Source organism: Bradyrhizobium sp. Kon56, from assembly GCF_055807635.1.
The window spans coordinates 232,444-252,049 of the sequence record NZ_JBVVOU010000007.1 but is presented as its reverse complement, the minus strand read 5'-3'; the positions used below and the strand labels follow the sequence as shown (position 1 = coordinate 252,049).

Annotated in this window: 25 protein-coding genes; 17 read left to right on the top strand and 8 right to left on the bottom strand. The window is 63.0% G+C overall.

What is annotated here, in order from left to right:
* The first annotated feature begins 3 nt into the window (after nucleotides 1-3).
* The 6 genes from AC0L3B_RS14355 to AC0L3B_RS14330 all read left to right on the top strand — a co-directional run bounded on the left by AC0L3B_RS14355 (nucleotide 4) and on the right by AC0L3B_RS14330 (nucleotide 3,569).
* Nucleotides 4-261 (top strand): hypothetical protein, encoded by a 258-nt coding sequence (locus AC0L3B_RS14355; protein WP_473380541.1) that lies wholly within the window; start codon nucleotides 4-6, stop codon nucleotides 259-261.
* Nucleotides 258-1,343 (top strand): RNA-guided endonuclease InsQ/TnpB family protein, encoded by a 1,086-nt coding sequence (locus AC0L3B_RS14350; RefSeq protein ID WP_473380540.1) that lies wholly within the window; start codon nucleotides 258-260, stop codon nucleotides 1,341-1,343. Before AC0L3B_RS14355 ends, AC0L3B_RS14350 begins: the two co-directional genes overlap by 4 nt.
* Nucleotides 1,309-1,761: an HNH endonuclease gene (locus tag AC0L3B_RS14345; protein WP_473380539.1), complete on the top strand. Its 453-nt coding sequence runs from the start codon at nucleotides 1,309-1,311 to the stop codon at nucleotides 1,759-1,761. The genes AC0L3B_RS14350 and AC0L3B_RS14345 overlap by 35 nt, the downstream gene beginning before the upstream one ends.
* On the top strand, nucleotides 1,761-2,054 hold the full coding sequence (locus AC0L3B_RS14340) for a hypothetical protein (RefSeq protein WP_473380538.1): 294 nt from the start codon (nucleotides 1,761-1,763) through the stop codon (nucleotides 2,052-2,054). Before AC0L3B_RS14345 ends, AC0L3B_RS14340 begins: the two co-directional genes overlap by 1 nt.
* The gene (locus AC0L3B_RS14335; protein ID WP_473380537.1) at nucleotides 2,051-2,302 is read left to right on the top strand and encodes a hypothetical protein; all 252 of its coding nucleotides are present in this window, start codon (nucleotides 2,051-2,053) and stop codon (nucleotides 2,300-2,302) included. Before AC0L3B_RS14340 ends, AC0L3B_RS14335 begins: the two co-directional genes overlap by 4 nt.
* Nucleotides 2,303-2,492: 190 nt before the next feature.
* A complete protein-coding gene (locus AC0L3B_RS14330; protein ID WP_473380536.1) occupies nucleotides 2,493-3,569 on the top strand; it encodes a hypothetical protein in 1,077 nt (358 codons plus the stop codon).
* Between the two features lie 75 nt (nucleotides 3,570-3,644).
* Here AC0L3B_RS14330 and AC0L3B_RS14325 read toward each other — a convergent pair whose 3' ends face one another.
* Nucleotides 3,645-5,396, bottom strand: a complete 1,752-nt coding sequence (locus AC0L3B_RS14325) for a CYTH and CHAD domain-containing protein (protein WP_473380535.1) — start codon at nucleotides 5,394-5,396, stop codon at nucleotides 3,645-3,647.
* Between the two features lie 332 nt (nucleotides 5,397-5,728).
* Between AC0L3B_RS14325 and AC0L3B_RS14320 the strand changes: the two genes are divergently transcribed.
* Nucleotides 5,729-6,541 carry a helix-turn-helix domain-containing protein gene (locus tag AC0L3B_RS14320; RefSeq protein ID WP_018455343.1) on the top strand — a complete coding sequence of 271 codons (813 nt, stop codon included), beginning with the start codon at nucleotides 5,729-5,731 and terminating at the stop codon, nucleotides 6,539-6,541.
* A 163-nt stretch (nucleotides 6,542-6,704) separates the two neighbouring features.
* Nucleotides 6,705-7,634: a Bug family tripartite tricarboxylate transporter substrate binding protein gene (locus tag AC0L3B_RS14315; RefSeq protein ID WP_210350893.1), complete on the top strand. Its 930-nt coding sequence runs from the start codon at nucleotides 6,705-6,707 to the stop codon at nucleotides 7,632-7,634.
* A 40-nt stretch (nucleotides 7,635-7,674) separates the two neighbouring features.
* Here AC0L3B_RS14315 and AC0L3B_RS14310 read toward each other — a convergent pair whose 3' ends face one another.
* The gene (locus tag AC0L3B_RS14310; RefSeq protein ID WP_085351121.1) at nucleotides 7,675-8,382 is read right to left on the bottom strand and encodes a GntR family transcriptional regulator; all 708 of its coding nucleotides are present in this window, start codon (nucleotides 8,380-8,382) and stop codon (nucleotides 7,675-7,677) included.
* Nucleotides 8,383-8,647: 265 nt separating this feature from the next.
* Here AC0L3B_RS14310 and AC0L3B_RS14305 point away from each other — a divergent pair, with 265 nt between their 5' ends.
* From AC0L3B_RS14305 to AC0L3B_RS14280, 6 genes are all read left to right on the top strand, one after another.
* Nucleotides 8,648-9,634 carry an ABC transporter ATP-binding protein gene (locus AC0L3B_RS14305; protein WP_018455340.1) on the top strand — a complete coding sequence of 329 codons (987 nt, stop codon included), beginning with the start codon at nucleotides 8,648-8,650 and terminating at the stop codon, nucleotides 9,632-9,634.
* Between the two features lie 42 nt (nucleotides 9,635-9,676).
* Complete coding sequence (locus tag AC0L3B_RS14300; RefSeq protein WP_007602563.1) at nucleotides 9,677-10,966, top strand: ABC transporter substrate-binding protein; 1,290 nt, start codon at nucleotides 9,677-9,679, stop codon at nucleotides 10,964-10,966.
* 4 nt (nucleotides 10,967-10,970) lie between these two features.
* Nucleotides 10,971-11,930, top strand: a complete 960-nt coding sequence (locus AC0L3B_RS14295; RefSeq protein ID WP_007602562.1) for an ABC transporter permease — start codon at nucleotides 10,971-10,973, stop codon at nucleotides 11,928-11,930.
* 3 nt (nucleotides 11,931-11,933) lie between these two features.
* Nucleotides 11,934-12,812 (top strand): ABC transporter permease, encoded by an 879-nt coding sequence (locus AC0L3B_RS14290; protein WP_247367969.1) that lies wholly within the window; start codon nucleotides 11,934-11,936, stop codon nucleotides 12,810-12,812.
* Nucleotides 12,813-12,832: 20 nt separating this feature from the next.
* A complete protein-coding gene (locus tag AC0L3B_RS14285; protein WP_247368074.1) occupies nucleotides 12,833-13,564 on the top strand; it encodes an aspartate/glutamate racemase family protein in 732 nt (243 codons plus the stop codon).
* Between the two features lie 176 nt (nucleotides 13,565-13,740).
* The gene (locus AC0L3B_RS14280) at nucleotides 13,741-14,235 is read left to right on the top strand and encodes a hypothetical protein (protein WP_247367967.1); all 495 of its coding nucleotides are present in this window, start codon (nucleotides 13,741-13,743) and stop codon (nucleotides 14,233-14,235) included.
* Between the two features lie 179 nt (nucleotides 14,236-14,414).
* On the opposite strand, the gene AC0L3B_RS14275 is transcribed toward AC0L3B_RS14280, so the two are convergent.
* Both AC0L3B_RS14275 and AC0L3B_RS14270 read right to left on the bottom strand, forming a co-directional pair.
* A complete protein-coding gene (locus AC0L3B_RS14275) occupies nucleotides 14,415-14,783 on the bottom strand; it encodes a hypothetical protein (protein ID WP_247367965.1) in 369 nt (122 codons plus the stop codon).
* Between the two features lie 103 nt (nucleotides 14,784-14,886).
* Nucleotides 14,887-15,186 carry a hypothetical protein gene (locus tag AC0L3B_RS14270; protein ID WP_026232927.1) on the bottom strand — a complete coding sequence of 100 codons (300 nt, stop codon included), beginning with the start codon at nucleotides 15,184-15,186 and terminating at the stop codon, nucleotides 14,887-14,889.
* Nucleotides 15,187-15,328: 142 nt separating this feature from the next.
* Here AC0L3B_RS14270 and AC0L3B_RS14265 point away from each other — a divergent pair, with 142 nt between their 5' ends.
* A complete protein-coding gene (locus AC0L3B_RS14265; RefSeq protein ID WP_247371639.1) occupies nucleotides 15,329-15,493 on the top strand; it encodes a ribosome modulation factor in 165 nt (54 codons plus the stop codon).
* A gap of 2 nt (nucleotides 15,494-15,495) precedes the next feature.
* Here AC0L3B_RS14265 and AC0L3B_RS14260 read toward each other — a convergent pair whose 3' ends face one another.
* Nucleotides 15,496-16,026: a gamma carbonic anhydrase family protein gene (locus AC0L3B_RS14260; RefSeq protein ID WP_018455332.1), complete on the bottom strand. Its 531-nt coding sequence runs from the start codon at nucleotides 16,024-16,026 to the stop codon at nucleotides 15,496-15,498.
* A 91-nt stretch (nucleotides 16,027-16,117) separates the two neighbouring features.
* Nucleotides 16,118-16,447 (bottom strand): DUF6949 family protein, encoded by a 330-nt coding sequence (locus AC0L3B_RS14255; RefSeq protein ID WP_007602553.1) that lies wholly within the window; start codon nucleotides 16,445-16,447, stop codon nucleotides 16,118-16,120.
* 222 nt (nucleotides 16,448-16,669) lie between these two features.
* On the opposite strand from AC0L3B_RS14255, the gene AC0L3B_RS14250 reads away from it, so the two are divergent.
* Both AC0L3B_RS14250 and AC0L3B_RS14245 read left to right on the top strand, forming a co-directional pair.
* Nucleotides 16,670-17,377, top strand: a complete 708-nt coding sequence (locus tag AC0L3B_RS14250) for a hypothetical protein (RefSeq protein WP_473380534.1) — start codon at nucleotides 16,670-16,672, stop codon at nucleotides 17,375-17,377.
* 263 nt (nucleotides 17,378-17,640) lie between these two features.
* The gene (locus tag AC0L3B_RS14245) at nucleotides 17,641-18,225 is read left to right on the top strand and encodes a DUF1349 domain-containing protein (protein WP_026232925.1); all 585 of its coding nucleotides are present in this window, start codon (nucleotides 17,641-17,643) and stop codon (nucleotides 18,223-18,225) included.
* Nucleotides 18,226-18,314: 89 nt separating this feature from the next.
* Here the strand turns inward: AC0L3B_RS14245 and AC0L3B_RS14240 are convergent, their stop codons facing one another.
* Together AC0L3B_RS14240 and cysE are read right to left on the bottom strand one after the other, a co-directional pair.
* Nucleotides 18,315-18,533, bottom strand: coding sequence for a DUF3126 family protein (locus AC0L3B_RS14240; RefSeq protein ID WP_007602550.1), 219 nt, complete (start codon nucleotides 18,531-18,533; stop codon nucleotides 18,315-18,317).
* Between the two features lie 150 nt (nucleotides 18,534-18,683).
* The gene (gene cysE, locus AC0L3B_RS14235; RefSeq protein WP_007602549.1) at nucleotides 18,684-19,508 is read right to left on the bottom strand and encodes a serine O-acetyltransferase; all 825 of its coding nucleotides are present in this window, start codon (nucleotides 19,506-19,508) and stop codon (nucleotides 18,684-18,686) included.
* Nucleotides 19,509-19,606 lie beyond the last annotated feature (98 nt).

Here is a 19,606-nt window from a genome sequence, read left to right as displayed (position 1 = left end):
CACATGAGCAGCATCACCATCTACCCTTTGATCGACGGCTCGCTCTGCCTCGACGCCGTCCGCGCCCAACGCATCCACAAGGTCGCCGAGATGGCCTCGCGCCTGGTCGAGACCGGCGCCTTCGTCGACCACGGCGATTCCATCATGACGCTGGTCTCGTTCGGCTACTCGCCGTTCGAGGTTCACGCGCTGCTCGCCGATGCCCGGCAGACGGCGGCGGAGCACGTGGTGGCGATGGAGATGTCGGAGGCTGGGCAGTGATTCTAACTTACAAATATCGCATCAAGGATCGCTCCGCGCGCAAGGTACTGCGACGGCACGCCCATGCGACCAACCAGGTCTGGAATTGGTGTGTCGCGCAGCAGCTGGACGTCGAAGCCCGATACCACGCCGGTGCACCGAAGCGCAGGTGGGCGTCTCACTTTGATCTCGCGAAGCAATGCAACGGTGTCGGCGCCGAACTCGGTATCCATCAGAAGACCGTGCAAGAGATTTGCCGACAGTTCACCGACAGCCGCAAACAAGCCCGCCGTGCGCCGCGTTTCCGCTCCAGTTTCGGCAAGGCCCGCACCCTCGGCTGGGTCCCTTTCCTGAGACAAGGCCGGCAGATCGATGGCAATTCCATCACCTATCTGGGCAGAACCTATCGATACTTCGGAAACAAGCGTCGACCACTACCGCGCGACGCCAAGGGCGGCGCCTTCGTTGAGGACGCGCTGGGGCGCTGGTACGTCTGCTTCCAAGTCGAAGTCGAGCAAAAGCCCTCATCTGGCGATGGGTCAATAGGTATCGACCTCGGCCTAAAGTCGCTCGCGACATTGAGCGATGGGAGCAAGATTGAAGCCCCGCGCTTCTATCACGCAATGCAGCACAAGCTCGCGACCGCACAGCGCGCCGGCAATCGGCACCGAGCTCGCGCTCTCCACGCCAAGATCAAAAACTCAAGGCGGGATTTCCTTCATAAGACTTCGACGAAGCTGGCCCGCGATTACGCGTTCATCGCAATCGGCAACGTCAATAGCGAACAGTTGGCCAGGACACGGATGGCAAAGTCCGTACTCGACGCCGGCTGGTCCACCTTGCGGCGTCAACTTGCCTATAAAGCAACTGCATACCTCGAGGTGGATGAGAAATTCACGACACAGACCTGTTCTTGCTGCGGATCGACAGATTCCAGCGAGCGGCCGAAGGGTATCGCAGGACTGTCTCAGCGAATCTGGCGATGTTCCGATTGTGGGGCAACTCACGACCGCGACGTGAACGCGGCCCGAAACATCCTAGCTCGCGCGCGGAGTGCTCCGCGTCTCGATGGAGAAAGCCGGGGAAGCGTCGCTCATGGGTGACAACCGGATAAGCACGACCTCCTTTCGATTCTGCCCGTCGAAGAGGCGCATCCGCCTTTCCACAACTCAGCGCTTTGCGCTTCTCCAGCGCGAGAAATACCGCTGCCATCTTTGCACCGGATTGATCTACGTCGGTCAGGCATGGGACGTCAGCCACGATATCCCGCTGGAACTCAACGGGCCTGACGACGACAGCAACCGACGCGCGGCCCACCGCAAATGTCATCGCACGCACACGGCCACCATCGACATTCCGGCGATTGCTAAGGCGAAGCGCATCCATGCCGGCCATCACGGAGCGCGCGTCGCGCGCAATCCGATGCGCGGTGGCCGACAAGACATCCTGAAGCGAAAGATGGATGGAACGGTCGTGTTCCGCGACAGCGGCAAACCGGCCAGCTTTGGACGGAGGATCTGATGGGCCTCAGTGACGTCTGTTTCGATTTCCTCGCCGAGATCAAGGATGCCAAGCCCGGCGCCGATCGGCGTGAGGCTGTCCGAGACTTTCAGGATGCGATCGCCTTCTACGACGGCCCGCCGTTTCGATATAGCGACGAAATCGAGGTGCTGCGCTATGCCTGCTCGGAATATTTGTTGAGCGCATCACCCTCCTCCGTGGTCGACGAACCTCTGAGGCTCCTCGCGTTCGTTTGCGAAGCCATCCAGGAAAATCTGGACCTTCCGCCGGGCTTTAAGGTGCCTGTGTCATGAGCGGTATCAGCGTCATCATGGCAGGAGCCCTGCAGCGCGATTTGTTGGCCCGCGGTGTTCGTCATCTCGACTTCGATACATGCGAGCAGCTGGTCGCCGGCATGCTGCGCAGCATCGGCACGATCGAGCGCGGCACCCGCGACGACAGTGAGCCGCCGCAGCGATGCACCACCGACGAGGTCGACCTTGACGGCGGCTGCATGGCCTGCGGGGCGATCCAGGGCGAGACATGCCGGGGGCCCCGATGACCCAGCGCTACACCCTCGCCGAAGCCGCCGCCGAGCTGAAGGCCCCGTCGCCCCGTTGGCTGGCGGAATGGCTCCGTGCACACCCCCGGGATAAGTCCGGCGAGCCCTATTACACGCCCATGGGGCGGGATAAGGTGTTCCGCTCGGACGACATCGCCCGCATAGAGTTTGCGTTACGGGAGGAGTTGAAGTGCCGCTCAAGCTTAGGCCGCCGCGGAAGGGCAAGACGCCCAATTTCGAGATCCGAGGAACCTACCTCGGCTGCCGCGTGGAAGTTAGCAGCGGCACTCACAAACGATCCGTCGCTCGAGACAAGCTCGTCGAGATCGAAGAGTGCATCGAGAAGCACGGCCGATACCCGGCCCCGGAAGTTAAGCCTGATCCCGGGCGGCCGACCTTCCTGACAGCAGCCAACGCCTACATGCAGGACGGCGGCGAACGCCGCTACGTCCCGATGCTGCTGCGGCACTTCCGCGAGACGCCGATTGAGGAGATCGACCAGGTCGCGCTGGACGATGCCGCAGCCACCCTCCTGCCGCACGGCGCACCTGATTATAGAAATCGCGCGGTCTATGCGCCCGCCATCACCATCATCCGCCATGCGCTGGGCGACAAAGCGCCCGTCTTCCGACGCCCGAAGGGCTCGAAGGGTCGCCAGCGCAAGGACTTCATGTGGCCGGAGGATGCCAGTCTCATCCTGGCCGAGGCAGCAGTGGTCGATCCCGAATTCGAGCTCTATCTGCTGGTGCTGCTCTATAACGGCATCCGCAAGAGCGAGGGCCTGAATGCGCTGGCCGCCAATACGCGGCCGGAGGATCTGGCACTGTGGCTGCCGACCACGAAGAATGGCGATCCGCGCATGCTGAAACTGCGCGGCGACGTCGCGATGCGGCTGCAAGCCCATCTGGAGGCCCATCCGGGCCGCGTGCGGCTATTCCGCTTCAAGGAGGGCGGCCACTTCAAGCACCTGCTGCTGCGCGCCACAATGGCCGCCTGCGGGCTTCCGTGCCCCAAGCGCCGGCCGACCGGCTGGAAGAAGCCGCAGTTCAGGCTGGGCTTCGTCACCTTCCATATCTTTCGGCACACATGGGCGACCTGGATGCGGATGTACGGCGGCGCCGACACCAAGGGTTTGGTCGCAACCGGCAACTGGCGCGACGAGCGCAGCGCCTCACGCTACGAACACGTGGTCCCGCGCGCCGAGTGGGACCGCATCGACAGCTTGCCCACGCTGGGGACAGGACGGGGAAAAGCCGTCAACGACTGAAATTCACTCGTATATACAACAGGCGGCCAAAGCTCCCCCAATGGCTGGCCGCAACTTTTTTAGGGTGTACTTCGCTTAGTTCTGCGGCGCCTGCCGCGACCAGGGCACGCGCGCGACGGTGAAATCGCGCCATGTGCTTTGCAGGACGGGTTGCACCCCGATCGACGCGCGCGCCTGCCAGCCTGCGATCGCCGCCGCGGCGATGGTGCCGTCGGGCTCGGCATCAAGCCCGTCCAGCAATGATGCCGTAACCGCCATGTCGTTGACGGCGCCAAGCTGCTCCTGCAAGCCGGAGAGCCTTCGCGAGAATTTTCGCGTGGATTTGCGGTCTGCGAACAGCGGCAGCAGAAACTCGCTGAGATAGCGCAGCCGCTTGGTCGCGAGCCGCAGGCGGTGCAACTGTTCGGCGGAAAGCGACTTGAAGCGGCGGCCGCGCTTGAGCACCTTGGCGTATTGCGCCGATAGGATGCGTGCCGCGAAGTCGGCCGCGGGTTCGGCGAGCTGGCCGAGATCCTCGGTGGCGACGTCGTTGCGCCAGCCCCGCGCCTCGATCCAGTTGCCGAGGCCGAGCAGGAACATGGCGCAGCGGCGATCTTCGAGGGCGCCATGCGCCTTGCGATAGGCGTCGGACTGGCGCCCGGCCGCAGCCAGGCCCAGTGCATCGAAGCCCGCGACCGACGGACAGGCTGTTGCGATCTTCGGCAAGGTATCGAGCCGGAACACATCCCAGTCGCGCGCGGCGGAGAGCTCTTGCGCCAGCCATCTGGCTTCCAACCGTAGCGCATCGAGATTGCTGAGCGCGCCGACCGACCCCATCAGATCCAACGCCGATCGAAGCCGGCGCAGCGAGACGCGCAGCTGATGGATTCCTTCCGGATTGCGGCCATCCTCGGCCGCCGGCAGCGACTGAAGCAAATGGAGGAAGCAGGAACGCAGGATTGTCGCGAACGCCTCGTCCAATGTCACCGACGGATCGAGACGAAGTTTTCGCGGACGCCGCGCCGAGGGTGGCTTGTCGGCGGCAAGATCGAAGCCGCGTGCCGATTTGGAGCGAATGGACGGCTTTACGTCGCCGTGCTCCGCGAGCCGCAGCGCGATCTCGTAGAGCGCGCTCGCGCTGCCGCTCTTGAGCTCCAGCTCGATCTCGCTCACCGGCAGTGAACGGTCGCCGGCCGTCAACTCACCCCGGTCGAAGGCGATCTCGACCGTGCCTGACGGCAGTTCGATCGGCCGCGCATGGCGATGGACATCGGCAGTGAAGACCGATTCGAGCGGCTGCGCTTCCAGGTTGCCGCGAAGCTTCTCGGGAATGAACGGCATTGCCAAACCGAGATCGGGCGCAAGCGACAGTACCCTCATCTCCCACTCACCACGGCGGAGCGGATCGTCCACCGCATCGGTCTTCACGGTCTGCACGAAGCGCGCGCCGCTCTGACGAACGCGCAAGCTCAAGCCGTGGCGACGCAACGTCCGCTCCGGCGTGTCGTAATAGACGGACTTGAGATGTTTGCGCGCGCCCTTGTTGCGCGCGTTCATCGCGATCACAGGCGCGGCCTTGAAATGCGCCATGCGATCGGCATCGACGAAAAGCTTGAGCTCGATCTCACCGGCACCATGCGCGGCAGCGCTCGACCGCAGTGGTTCCGTTGCCGGTTCCGCGTCTTGCAATGGCGTCTGATCGATCACAGGTTCCGCGACGAGTTCGGCCGGCTCACGCTGCCTGAAGAAGCCAGCAACGACTTGCGTTCTCTTGTTTTCCCTTGCAACAGGATTTCCATCCCGCGCGCTCGGAGCCTTGCGAACCGGCGTTGCGTCTGACTTCAGCATTTACGGTAACATGACAGTTCGATGACAGAGCGCCATCCTATAGCCGGTGTGGCTCGCGAGGAATAGTCACGTGACGTCGCAGCGCCCTGCCGTCCACACGAGGCTGGGAGCGCACAATCCAGCTTGACCACAGGAACTAAATTGCCGCTGGGCACAGCAAGCGATCGAGTTGACTGCGAATCCCGCCCTTCTCGAAACCGAGATGAACGCGTCAGCGAGCTTGACTCATGCCAACCTTCCCGCAATCGGTGGCGATGGCGTCGAGCGCGCTGCCCTGTCCCTCCGGCCGTTGCTTCATCGGCTAGCGGCACAGGCAATCACAAGGAGTTGGCATGACGTCGTTCCGTCCCGTCATCGCGTTGTCCAGGGGCCTCGAAGTCCTTCGGGTGATCAATCAGGAACGGCAGTCGACCGTCGGCTCGCTGCACAAGGCGACGGGGCTGAACAAGTCAACGATCGTCCGCATGCTCGAGACGCTGGAACATGAAGGTTATGTGGTACGTCGTACCGAGCCGGCCAGCTACGCGCCGACGGGACGGGCGCTGCTGCTCAGCGCAGGCTATGATGAGCCGACCTGGATTGGCGGCATCGCCGAACCCATCCTGAACAAATTCCGCAAGCAGATCCATTGGCCGTCAGACATCGCGGTGCTCGATCAGGAGTCCATGGTCATCGCCCACACGACGCGCGTCGATGGATCGCTGCTGTTCAGCCGCCCGCCGGGTTTTCGCTTTCCCGTCCTCGGCACCTCGATGGGACGCGCCTATCTCGCCTTCTGCGAACCCGCCGAGCAGGAGCGCATTGCCGCACGGCTGGCCCTTGGTCCGGAGCCCTGGAACGATCTGGCGCGCAATCCCGGCAGACTTGCCAAAGTGCTGCGCACGATCCGTAGCGCGGGGTTCGCAGTCATGGACGAGACCTACAGCCGCCGCGTCTTCGGGGGCGCAGTGTGGGCGATCGGCGTACCCGTCGTTTTGCGGAATCGCCTGTTCGGCAGCATGAACGTGATGATGCTTCGCGAGGCGGTCGGTCTGGAGGACGGTGTGCGGCGCTTCGTACCGCCGATGAAGAAGGTCGCTTCCGCACTTGCCGAGGCGCTCGGTGCCAAGCTTGCTGCGCCGGGTTCTCCTGCAGGTCGGCGATGATCATTTCACACAGTGAAACGATATTTTGATTTCTTGACCCCCCTTCCTGCCCGTGTGACACCTCGTTGCGGCGGCTGCCGGCTGCCCAATGACACAGGGAAAAGGGGAGGCCGAAGTGCGGACATCCGCGAGAATTTGGGCTGCCGCGATGGCATGCCTGACGATGGCCGCTTCTGAAACGGCTTTGGCCGAAGCCTGGCCGACCCGGGCAATCAGGATCGTCGTCTCCACGCCGGCAGGCGGCATCACCGATGCCTTCGCCCGCGCCTATGGCGACTATATCTCGCAGAAGCTTGGCCAGCCGGTCATTGTCGAAAACAAAACCGGAGCCAGCGGTGCGCTGGCGGCACAGTCGGTGAAGGATTCCCCGGCCGACGGCTACACGCTGATGTACACGATCTCGTCCACCTTGCTCGGTAACCGGCTGTTGTTGAAATCGCTGGCCTATGATCCGGACAAGGATTTCACGATCGTCGCCATGACGCCTTCGGGGCATCTGCCGCTGGTGGTCCATTCCGCCACCAATGCAAAGACGATCGAAGAGTTCGTCGCGTACGCACGTGGCAACAAGGTCACGGCCGGCTCGTACGGCATCGGCTCGTTCGCACATATTGCGATCGCCGAGCTCAACCGGCAATTCGGTCTCGACATTTCCATCGTGCATTACCGCGGCGAAGCGCCGATGTGGCAGGATTTGGCCGCCGGGGTGATCCAGGCGGCGGTCGGCAGCTATCAGGCCGCGCTGCCGGTGCTCGATACCGGCATCGGCCGCCCGATTGCCGTGCCGACACCGGTGCGCATGAAGAAGCTGCCCGAGACCAGGACATTTGCTGAGCAAGGGGTCACGGGCAATGTCTTCCAGCTCATCAGTTTTACCGCGCTGGTGGCGCCCGCTGCGATACCGGCAGACCGGATCGACATGCTCGCCAAGCTGATGGTCGAAGGCGGCAAGACGGAGCGCGTGCAGAAGCTGCTCGATGCCTTCGGCGTCGACCAGCCGGCCATGGATCGCGCATCCTCGATTGCGCTCTACGAAAAGGAAGGGCCGGTCTGGCTCGAGTCGATCAAGACTCTCGGGTTGGAGCCGCAATAGCCGTCGCCGCGCCCAGCCGGGTGCGGACACCTCCTGGAGGTCAGACCCCGAGCACGTCCGCGAGCCGCAACTCGTCGGCGGCGGGATCCTTCAGGAACAGCTCGGCCTCGATCTCGTTCAGATGCGACAACATCTGCGCGCGCGCGGCCTCCCTGTCGCATTTGCGGATCGCGGAGACGATTCCGGCGTGATGATCGGTGCCGCAGGCCGGCGTGTCGTGCCGGCGGTAGAGCAGGATGATCAGCGAGGAGCGCGCGATCAGCTCCTTGAGAAAACCAAGATAGATGCTGTGGCCACTCATCTCGGCGACGAGTCGATGGAAGTCGCCGGAGAGGCGGACCGAAGCACGCGCATCGCCACGCAGCTCCGCCTCGCGCTCCTCGGCAAGATGCCGCTGGAGACGCCCGATCCAGGCCGGCGACACCGCGTCAACGGCGTGATCGACGATTGTCGGCTCGATCAGGCGGCGCGCCTCGAACACTTCGCGGGCGTCCGCAGGCGTCGGCCGCGCGACGAAGGCGCCGCGGTTCTTCTCGATGTTGACGATGCCTTCATGCGCGAGCTGTTGCAGCGCGGTGCGAACCAGCGTTCGGCTTGCTCCGTAGATCTCGCCGATCTCGTCCTCGCCGAGTTTCGTGCCGGGCAACAGGCGATGCTCGAGGATCGCCGCAGTCACACCTTCCCGGATGCGGCTGACGCGATCGCTCGCATCTGGCGCGTCGGATTTCGGTCGGGACTTGACGGCCATGGGGGTGAGGACTCGATCGTCGACGAGGGCGTTGAATCCTAATCGACCAGCTGTATCCAATCACAGGCGAAACTTTATACAATCCGCGCCTGTTTTGTGTGCACGCAACTGCGAAGGCAGCGAACCGCCCAAGCCCGTGGGATTCGATCTAACGATCTGACTCCGCTGCACTGTTTTGGAATTCGGCCGGCCGAGAACGATTCAAGCGCGATTGGCATGGACCTTGCGGAGAGAGGCGCAGCATCGCCCTCGCCCCGGACACGCCATGGCCACTCCCGCCGCCCTCGAACTGGTCGCCGTCACCAAGCGCTACGACACGACGCTGGCGGTCGACACCGTCAATTTGAAGATCCCGGCCGGCACCTATTGTTGCCTGCTCGGCCCCTCCGGCTGCGGCAAGACCTCGACCTTACGCATGATCGCCGGCCACGAGGCCGTCAGCGAAGGCGACATCATCCTGGGTCCGCAGAACGTCACGGATCTCGAACCCGCCAAGCGCGGCACGGCGATGATGTTCCAGTCCTACGCGCTGTTTCCGCACCTCACCGTGCTCGACAACGTGGCGTTTGCCCTGAAAATGCGCGGCATCGACCGGGCGACGCGGCACAAGCGCGCCGGCGAGTTGCTCGAGCTGGTGGCGATGACGCCCTATGCGGCCCGCCTCCCCGCACAGCTGTCCGGCGGCCAGCAGCAGCGCGTCGCACTCGCCCGCGCGCTGATCACCGAGCCGCAGATCCTGTTGCTCGACGAGCCGCTCTCGGCACTCGATCCGTTCCTGCGGGTTAGGATGCGCGGCGAATTGAAGCGGCTACAGCGCGAACTCGGCATCAGCTTCGTTCAGGTCACGCACGGCCAGGAAGAGGCGATGGCGCTGGCCGACCACATCGTGGTGATGAACCAGGGCAGGATCGAACAGCAGGGAAGCGCCCGCGACATCTTCCATCACCCCCGCACCGAATTCGTGGCGCGCTTCATCGGCGGTCACAACGTCCTCAGCGACGCAGGCAAACTCATCGCCGTGCGCGCCGATCAGCTCGGCATCGCGCCGTTCACTGACGGCGCCTTCGGCGCGCCCGCGCTACTGACCCAGACCGAGTACCAGGGCTCCTACATCGCCGTCTCGCTCACGCTCGACGACGGGACCGCCCTTTTTTCCCACCTTCCCGAGGCCGCCTTCGACGTCCACCAGTTCCGGCCGGGCGATCGCGTGCTGGCCATCTGGGATCCCGCCAAGGCGCAACGTCTGCAATAGCGCCGATCAATCACCGGAATGCGCAACAGAGGAGTGAGTGATATGACCGAAACGACCAGGAAGAAGGGCCTTAGCCGCCGCACGCTACTGAAGAGCACCGCGGGTCTCGCCGGACTTGCCGCGGGCTCCGGCGCCATCACAGGCTTTCCCTATGTAATGTCGGCCGAGCCGAAGGTGCTGCGCTATCTCGGCACCGCAGTGAACGAGGGTGACGAGATCTCCAAGCAGTGCCTGAAGGACACGGGCATCAAGATCGAATATATCACCGCGACCACCGACGACGTCACCAAGCGCGTGATGACCCAGCCGAATTCCTTCGACGTGCTGGACACCGAATATTTCGCGCTAAAGAAGATCGTGCCGTCGGGCAACATCCTTGCCCTCGACGCGAGGAAGATCAAGGAATTCGACAACATCACGCCGGTCTTCACCAAGGGCGTCACGCCCGGCGGCAAGAAGATCGGCGGCCAGGGCACCGCACCCTGGAAGGTGCTCTATCTCGAAGGCAAGGACTCCAAGAAGTTCGCGACGTCTGCCACCGAGTTCGTCACGCTGATCCCGACCGTCTACAACGCCGACACGCTCGGCATTCGCCCCGATATCATCAAGCGTCCGATCAGCTCGTGGGCCGAGCTGCTCAACCCCGAGTTCAAGGGCAAGGCCTCGATCCTCAACATCCCCTCGATCGGCATCATGGATGCCGCGATGGTCGTGGAAGCCACCGGCAAGTACAAATATGCCGACAAGGGCAACATGACCAAGGAAGAGATCGATCTCACCATGAAGGTGATGACCGAGGCCAAGAAGGCAGGCCAGTTCCGCGCCTTCTGGAAAGACTTCAACGAGAGCGTCAACCTGATGGCCTCGGGCGAGACCGTGATCCAGTCGATGTGGTCGCCGGCGGTGACGAAGGTCCGCTCGATGGGGATTGCCTGCACCTTCCAGCCGCTCAAGGAAGGCTATCGCTCCTGGGCCTCCGGCTTCTGCGTCTCCAAGGGCGTCTCGGGTGCGAAGCTCGAATGGGCCTATGAGTTCGTCAACTGGTTCCTGTCCGGCTATGCCGGCGCCTATCTCAACCGCCAGGGCTACTACTCGGCCGTGCTCTCCACCGCGAAGGCGCATATGGAGCCTTACGAGTGGGCCTATTGGATGGAAGGCAAGGCGGCCGAGAAGGACATCAAGGCGCCCGACGGCTCGCTGCTCGAGAAGGCTGGCGCCGTGCGCGACGGCGGCTCCTACGAGGACCGCATGGGCGGCGTCGCGTGCTGGAACGCCGTGATGGACGAGAACGACTACATGGTCCGCAAGTGGAACGAGTTCATCGCGGCGTAATCTGATGGACACGTCGGAGGACATTTTGCAACAGGCATCTCCGGACCTGGTCCGGGGATCGGAGACGGCGCGCCGCAGCAAAGCGGCGCGGCTGTCACCCTCCTTCATCTCCTGGCTCCAGGCCGGGCCGATGATGCTGGTGTTCCTCGCCTTCTTCCTGATCCCGCTCGTCTTCGTCGTCATCGTCTCGTTCTGGGACTACAACGAATACCAGTTGCTGCCGGCCTTCTCGGGCCGCGGCTACACCGACACGTTCGAGGGCTGCATCGCGCAGCTCCCCGATCTCTGCACCATCGCCAAGACTTATCTGAAGACGCTAAAGCTTTGTTTCCTCGTGTGGGTCATCACACTCTTCATCGGCTTCTGGGTCGCCTACTTCCTCGCCTTTCACGTCAAGTCGAAAACTTGGCAGATGGGACTGTCGCTGCTCTGCACGATCCCGTTCTGGACCTCCAACGTGATCCGCATGATCGCCTGGATTCCGCTGCTCGGGCGCAATGGCCTTGTCAACTCAGGCTTGGTGAAGACGGGGCTGATCAACCATCCCGTTGAATGGCTGCTGTTCTCCGAATTCTCCGTGGTGCTGGCGCTGGTGCACCTCTTCACCTTCTTCATGGTGGTGCCGATCTTCAACTCAATGGTTCGCATCGACAAATCGCTCATCGAGGCCGCCTATGACGCCGGGGCGACCGGTTTCCAGACGCTAGTCAACGTCATCATTCCCCTGGCAAAACCCGGCATCGTGATCGGCTCGATCTTCGTCATCACCATCGTGATGGGCGACTTCATCACCATCGGCGTGATGGGCGGGCAGCAGATCGCGGCCGCCGGCAAGATCATCGAGACGCGGGTGAATGCGCTGCAATTCCCGGCAGCAGCGGCCAATGCCGTGATCCTGCTCGTCATCACGTTCCTGATCATCACCATGATGTCGCGTATCGTCGACATCAAGAAGGAGCTCTAGAGCATGAAGGAAGGACGCCCGCGCTCTTTCTACGTGCTCGCGATCTTCTTCGCGGCCTACACGCTGTTCCTCTACGGCCCGATGATCGCGATCTATGTGCTGTCGTTCCAGGGACCGCAGGGCGGCCTCACCTTCCCGATGAACGGTGTATCGACTTTCTGGATCGCAAAATTGTTCCAGGGCACCGGCATCGTCGATCTCGGCGCCGCCTTCCGCCGTTCGCTGCTGCTTGGCATTATCGTGATGATCGTCACCGTCGTGCTGTCGGTCGCAGCGGGCATGGCGTTTCGCCGCAAGTTCAAGGCGCAAAGCATCCTGTTCTACTCCGCGATCGCGAGCCTCATCGTGCCCTCGATCATCACCTCGCTCGGCATCTCGCTTGAATTCCGCATCATCGACGATCTGATCAAGGCGCATTGGAACGAGAATTTCGAGACCTCGATGGGTCTGCTCACCTCGGGCCTCGGTGCACATCTGACCTGGACGCTGCCGTTCGGCCTTCTCATCATGTTCGCGATCTTCAATCGCTTCGATCCCAGGCTCGAGGAAGCCGCGCGCGATCTCGGTGCGACACCGTGGCAGGCGTTCCGTCATGTCGTGCTGCCGATCATCCTGCCCTCCGTGATCGGCATTGGACTGTTCGGCTTCACACTGTCCTGGGACGAACTCGCGCGTTCCAGCCAGGCGATCGGGGCGGTGAACACGCTGCCTCTCGATCTCCAGGGCCTCACCACCACCGTGACGAACCCCGACCTCTATGCGCTCGGCACCGTGATCTCGGCCGTCTCGTTCACGGTGATCGCGCTTGCGCTTGGCACCATCCACATGCTCAACAAGCGACAGGCGGCCAAAGGCTCGGACGCCGGCAAAGGGCTTGTCTGAGAAGGGGCTTGTCTGATCCGATGCGGCTTCACGTCGTCAATCCCAACACCACTGCGTCCATGACGGTGAAGATCGCCGCTGCCGCGCGCGCGGTCGCCCTGCCCGACACCGTGATCGATGCGCGCCAGCCCACGATGGGCCCGGTCTCGATCGAGGGATTTTACGACGAGGCGTTCGCGGTGCCGGGCATGCTCGGCTGCATCCGCGAGGCCGACCGCGACGGCGCGGATGCGCATGTCATCGCCTGCTTCGACGACACCGGCCTCGACGCCGCGCGCGCTGCGGCAAGGGCACCAGTGATCGGCATTGGCGAGGCCGGCTTCCACATGGCGAGCCTGATTGCCGCGCGCTTCGCCGTGGTGACGACGCTCGGTGTCTCCATCGTGCCGATCGAGCATAATTTGCGGAAATACGGCCTCGCCGAACGCTGCGCGCGCGTCCGCGCCGCCGAGGTGCCGGTGCTCGCGCTCGAGGAGCGCAACACCGATGCGCTCGCAAAAATCTCTATGGAAATCACGGCCGCGATCCGCGACGATCGCGCAGAGGCCATCGTGCTCGGTTGCGCCGGCATGGCCGATCTCGCCAATGAACTCGCCGCCACGCACAGCCTGCCCGTGATCGACGGCGTCGCCGCCGCGGTGACCTTGGCAGAATCACTGGTGCGACTGGGACTGAAGACCTCCCGGCTCGGGCCCTACGCGGCGCCGCGCTCGAAGACCTATTCCGGTCCGTTTTCGCTGTTTCAGCCCTGATCTCTGCCTCTGACGGGGGCACGGATGCCCTAAGGCATCCTGATTGTTGGTTTTTTTGCTCTTAGCCTCTTTTTGGTCCCATTCCTTGCCGACACGTAACGCTTTCGGGACGCCCCGGTAACCTCAGGTTGCCGGTCTTCGCCACTCACCAAGTTTCAATTTGGGTTTTGTCAGCGATGATCGATCTCGCAGAGGACACGCGGTCCCATCCCCTCCTTCGCCTTGGCGCCCAGCCTATCGCGCTGACCGCCGCCGCGCTCCTGCTCCTGATCGCGGGGGTGACCTCGATCGCGATCTGGCGTGCCTATACCGGTGCGGCCCCTGAGACCGACCGGGTGGTGGCGTCGCGGCAGCTGCAGGCTCGCACCGCACAGGCATCCGAGCAGCTGGTCGAGAAGACCAAGGGGCTGGAGGCAACCCAGCAGGAATCGATTGACCAGCTCCAGGTCGTGCAAGACCAGCTCCAGAGTGTGAAGCGCTTGCTCGCATTCCAGCAGGCCGACACCAAGCGTCTGTCCGAGCAGGTCTCGACACTCAACGAGTCCATCGATGGCCTGCGGCAATCCTTTGCCAGCGCCCGGGCGAGCGAGGCGGAGACTCCCTCAGTTACCCGCAGGAAACCTGCACGGCATCGTGTCCATGCCAGTGCACGCAAGCGCTCGCGCGGCTGAGCAGCCGGCGCCGCCACCCTTAAATTTTTGGACTTGTGAACTGGATCACATTCGCCCGTGTGATTCCAAGCGATGCTCGCCGTTACCGGATGGCGTGAGCCGATTTCAATGTCCGGGGCTGGCAAGGTCGTTGACGGTATATTGCGTCAACGGCCTTGTTTTTTGACGGGTACCGCCGCCTATTCGCAGACATCCACGGGGCGGACGCGCCAGCCCGATGGCGTCATGACGCGCTTCCGCACAACGTAGCAGCCGCCATAACCGCCATCATCGTATCCGGTACCATAGTAATATGGATTGCCGTAATACGGTTGGCCGTAGCCGTAATACCCGCCGTAGTAACCTGCGCCGGCGATACCGGCACCGATGGCGACGCCTGGCCAGAAGCCACCGCCATGCCAGTGGCCGCCATGACCCCAGCCGCCACCATGGCCCCAGCCACCGCCGCCATGACCCCAGCCGCCGTGACCGCCCGCTTGTGCCGCCTGCGGCATCGACGACCCAACCGCCACCACAGCCAGCGCCGTCAACATCATCTTCCGTAACATCACTCGATCCTCTGCGTGGATACCCTCCACGCTCCAAAGCAGGACCAAGCTAATCGGCTTGAGGCGTTCCTGACAGCCTCACTGTCTCACTTCCCCGCGAGCGTCAGCAGCCGCGGCAGATGCTCTTGAGCTTCTTGTCGAGCAGCCGGTTCTCGGCGTTGACGGCGGCGTCGGTGGACCCACCTGCGCCGGTCCCAGTGGTGACGCCGGGTGCATTCGCACCGGACGATTGGGCGGTCCCCAGACTGTTGGTGCCTGGCGCGGGAGCCGGAGAATTGGCGACACCTCCGGCCGATCCTGTGGAGCCGCCGGTGGCTTGCGCGAACGATGCGGCCGGCACCGCGGCAAGGGCGAAGATCACGATCACGGTCTTGATTGAACGGGCTATAGGCAATCTGGCCATTGAAATTCTCCTTCGCCGATCAACCGCCGCAGCAAGGACCGGTTCCGGAACAAATGCCGTCGCATCAGCTTGAAACCGGGAAGGCGGGCACGATCACGCGCAAGCTGATCTTCTGCTCCGCAAACAGAAAGGCGCAGTCACGATGAACGATCGCGATGCTTTTGCAGAAGGCGAACGCGCGGCGCGTAAAAACATTCCGGCGGAAGCCAATCCGTACCAGGACGGTAGCGATGAGCATGCCCTATGGTCCGCGGGGCACGAGAAGGTCGCAAGCGCAATAGAAGCGCGCGAGTCCGAAGGAAGCTGAGTTCACCCGATCCGCTTGAGGCCCTTTGTGAAGCGCGGTCCATTGGCGACGTAGAACTTCGCAGCACTCCCCATCTTCTGCACCTGAGCATCGTCGAGCGTGCGGATCACCCGCGCCGGCGAGCCGATGATCAGGGACCGTTCGGGAAACTCCTTGCCCTCGGTGATGACGGAGCCGGCGCCGACGATGCTGTTGCGCCCGATCCTGGCGCCGTTCATCACGATTGAGCCCATGCCGACGAGTGCGCCCTCCTCGATGGTGCAGCCGTGCAGGATGACGTTATGCCCGACCGTACAGTTCCTGCCGATCTGAAGCGGAAAACCGAGATCGGTGTGGCAGGTCGAGCCGTCCTGCACGTTGGCGCCCTCGCCGATCTCGATCCACTCATTGTCGCCGCGCAGCACCGCGCCGAACCAGACGCTCGCGCCCGGCTTCAGGCGCACGCGGCCGATCACGGTAGCGGTCTCCGCGATGAAGTAGTTGCCGTCGGCGGGAAGGTCGGGCGCCTGCCCGTCGAGCTCGTAGATCGCCATGAGGGTCTCCTGTCGCGTCAACCCCAGCCATAGCGAAACGGCGGCCTTGACGCAAAGGGCCGCCGCGCAGGCAGCCCTACAGCGGCGCGCATCAGACCAGAACGCCGGCCGCGCGGAGCGTCATCAGGAAGAAGGTGCCGCTCATCATGCTCCAGAAGCCGGCGATGACGGTCGCCATCATCACGAATTCGACGCGGCGGCTCTCCACCTGCCTGCCGCGCAGAGTATTGCGCATGATGATGAAAGGCGCCGCGAACACCAGGAACGGAACCGCCGCGAAGGTCTTCGGCGCCACGCCGTCCTGCAACAGACCGAAGCCGGCCGGCCGCTGTGCGACCGTCTGGTATCCGCTCACGAGCGCTCCCGCGAGCGCGAAACCAATGCCGATCGAGAAGAATGTGTTGAGAGCTTCAGGTGTCATCGGAACAGTCCGCCCTTACGCAACGCGAGGTACCTTCCTGTGACAAAGAGTGCCGGTTAACGCTACATTATCCTTAAGGGAAGGTTAACGCCGCCAGCCGTTCCACGCAGGCCTCTCTCCCTTCCCTGCAGCCGGCCAACGCTCCGCGAAATCGCCACCACGTGGCATATTCGCCGCTGATTCGTCGGCCATCGGCCGACTTCCGGCTCATTCGCGCGGCTCATGACGGTGTTTTCGGCAATTTCCCCTCAATCTCCCCGGGTGCGCACCCGGGCCCACGTCGTCCCGATCGTGCTCGGCGGCATTGCCGCGGTGTGCGCCGTCGCGCTCGTCGCCTATTTGTTGTGGCCGACCTGGGGTCCGAGCGGCGCGAATGCCCCGGACAAGTTGCCGGTGAGCGTCGGCGACACGCTGTTCAACCTGCCGACCAACGCGATCCGCATGAAGATCCAGCGCCACTCCGGGCCACAGGAGCGGATCGATCTCGACTTCCTGTACCCTTCGCTGGAGCCGCCGGGCGCGCCGAAGCACGTCACCGCCGATAGCGTGGATGCGGCGATGCAGCCGATCGACCGCATCTTCCTGTCGATCGCCGCACATCGCGATGCGCTCTCGCCCGAGCAGCGCGTAGCCACGATTTATCCGCGCTATCTCGACCAGGCCGCGGCAATGCCTCAGGATGGGCTGACGATGCGGATATTCCGCGCTGACACGCCTTACGGCACCGAGGATCTCTATTCTGCCGCAAGTCCCGCGCTGACCGCGCGCTGCACGCGCGATGGTGCGACGCCCGGCATGTGCCTCGCCGAACGCCGCGTCGGCGGCGCCGACCTCACCTTCCGCTTTCCGCGCAGCTGGCTGTCGCAGTGGCGCGATACGGCGGAAGCGATGGAGAAACTGACGGCGCAGCTGCGCGGCCCGAAGGGCTGAACGCGACCGCGCGACCTGCGCCTCCAAAACAAAAACTGCGAAAACAACCCCATGCACAGTAGCCAAGCTCCTGTAATGCTTCGTATTTTTCGAAGTCAGCTTCGCGCGTATGGTGTCAGGATGGGGCGGCGGTGAAGCTGTTGCTCGTCCTTGCGAGCGAAGCGAAGCAATCTCGGCTACATTGCCTTTTCATCTCAATGCACGATGCCGTGCTCGTCCGACTCACGGACCGAACCGGCAGGCATCCGCGACAGAGGTTAGTCATGATTCTCCGCAGAAGTGACGGTGTGTGGCTAAATGAACCGCAGCGATGGGCGGCAGAGGGTGATGACCTGCGGATCCTCACGGACAAGGCCACGGATTTCTGGCGCGAAACCCATTACGGCTTCAATCGCGATAGCGGACATTTCCTGGGCTTTCCGACAGGCGAAGCATTCACCGCAGATTTGCGTGTTCAGGGCGATTTCCGGGCGCTCTATGATCAGGCGGGCATCATGGTGCGCCTCGACGCGCATCATTGGGTCAAAGCCGGAATCGAATTGTCAGATGGCCGCGCTATGCTCGCGAGCGTGCTGACAAACGGGCAATCAGACTGGGCGACAGCACCCTATGAGCATAATGCCAGCGACTTCTGGGTCCGCGCGACCATCGCCAACGGTGTCCTTCGTCTGCAGGTTTCGGCCGACGGCAAATCCTGGCCCCTCATGCGGCTGGCGGCGTTTCCTAAAGCAAACTCCTACCTTGTGGGACCGATGGCCTGCACACCCGAACGGGCGGGGCTAGAAGTCGTATTCTCGACGTTTCGTCTGACACCTCCCCTCGGAAAAGACCTGCACGACCTGAGCTGAACATCACCCTCGCAGATATATGTTCTTGCAAGAAAGCAAAGGCATGGAGCCGCGCCCGCGCGGCCCCATTGAGCGAGACGATCGCCGAACTATTCCTGGTCGACGAGGTCGTCCTCGAGGATCGCCATCTGGAATTGGAACGAGCGATCATCGTCCTCGTCGTCGACGAAGAGCACACCGATGAATTCCTCGCCGATATAGACCTCGGCGGAATCATCCTTCTTCGGCCGCGGCACGACGCGGATCTTGGGATTGCCGAATACGCGCTTCAAATACGCGTCGAGCTTCCTAACTTCCTTGACGTCCACGGCAAGTCTCCAATCGAAATCTGGGTTGGCGCGGGTTTTAGGACGAGACGCGACCAACCGCCAGCATGAATTGCCAAAGAATTTTGGGACGAAAGGGGCGGAAAATCCGCCCCTTCCGACAAGCTCGAAGGCCCGCCTCAGAGGCCCATCTCAGAGTCCCATGGCGTTGATCATCTGATCCATGGTGCGCGACGGCTCGGCGCAGCCAGCTTCGCCGACGACCTTGGCAGGCACGCCTGCGACCGTCACGTTGTGCGGCACCGGTTTGACCACGACCGAGCCCGCCGCGATGCGCGCGCAATGACCAATCTCGATGTTGCCGAGGATCTTCGCGCCGGCGCCGATCAGGACGCCGTGGCGGATTTTCGGATGGCGGTCCTCGTTCTCCTTGCCGGTGCCGCCGAGCGTAACGCCATGCAGGATCGAGACGTCGTCCTCGATCAGCGCAGTCTCACCGCAGACGAAGCCGGTGGCGTGGTCGAGGAAGATGCCGCGGCCGATGCGCGCGGCGGGATTGATGTCGGTCTGGAATACCGCAGACGCCCGGCTCTGCAGATAATACGCAAAATCCTTGCGGCCCTTCAGATAGAGCCAATGCGCGAGGCGGTGGGTCTGGATGGCGTGAAAGCCCTTGAAATAGAGCAAGGGATCGATGAAGCGCGAGGTCGCGGGGTCGCGATCGTAGACGGCGACGAGATCGGCGCGGAAGGCGTTGCCGAGATCGGGATCGTCGCGCAGCGCCTCGTCATAGGTCTGGCGCACGAGATCGCCCGACAGCGCGGAATGATCGAGCCGGTCGGCGACTCGATGGATCACCGCATCTTCCAGGCGGCTGTGATGCAGCACCGTCGAATAGATGAAGGTCGCAAGCTCCGGCTCGCGATGGACGATGTCCTCCGCTTCGCCGCGGATCCGATCCCAGATCGGATCAAGCGTTGCAAGCTTTCCTCCCGGATTGACCTGATGCACTGCCATGAGATCTGCTCTTTCGAATTGGCTCGTTTCACTGGTTCTATAACACAGTCTAGGCGACAAAGTCCTGACGGGCTTGCCTGAGAGTGAACAGTGCGTTG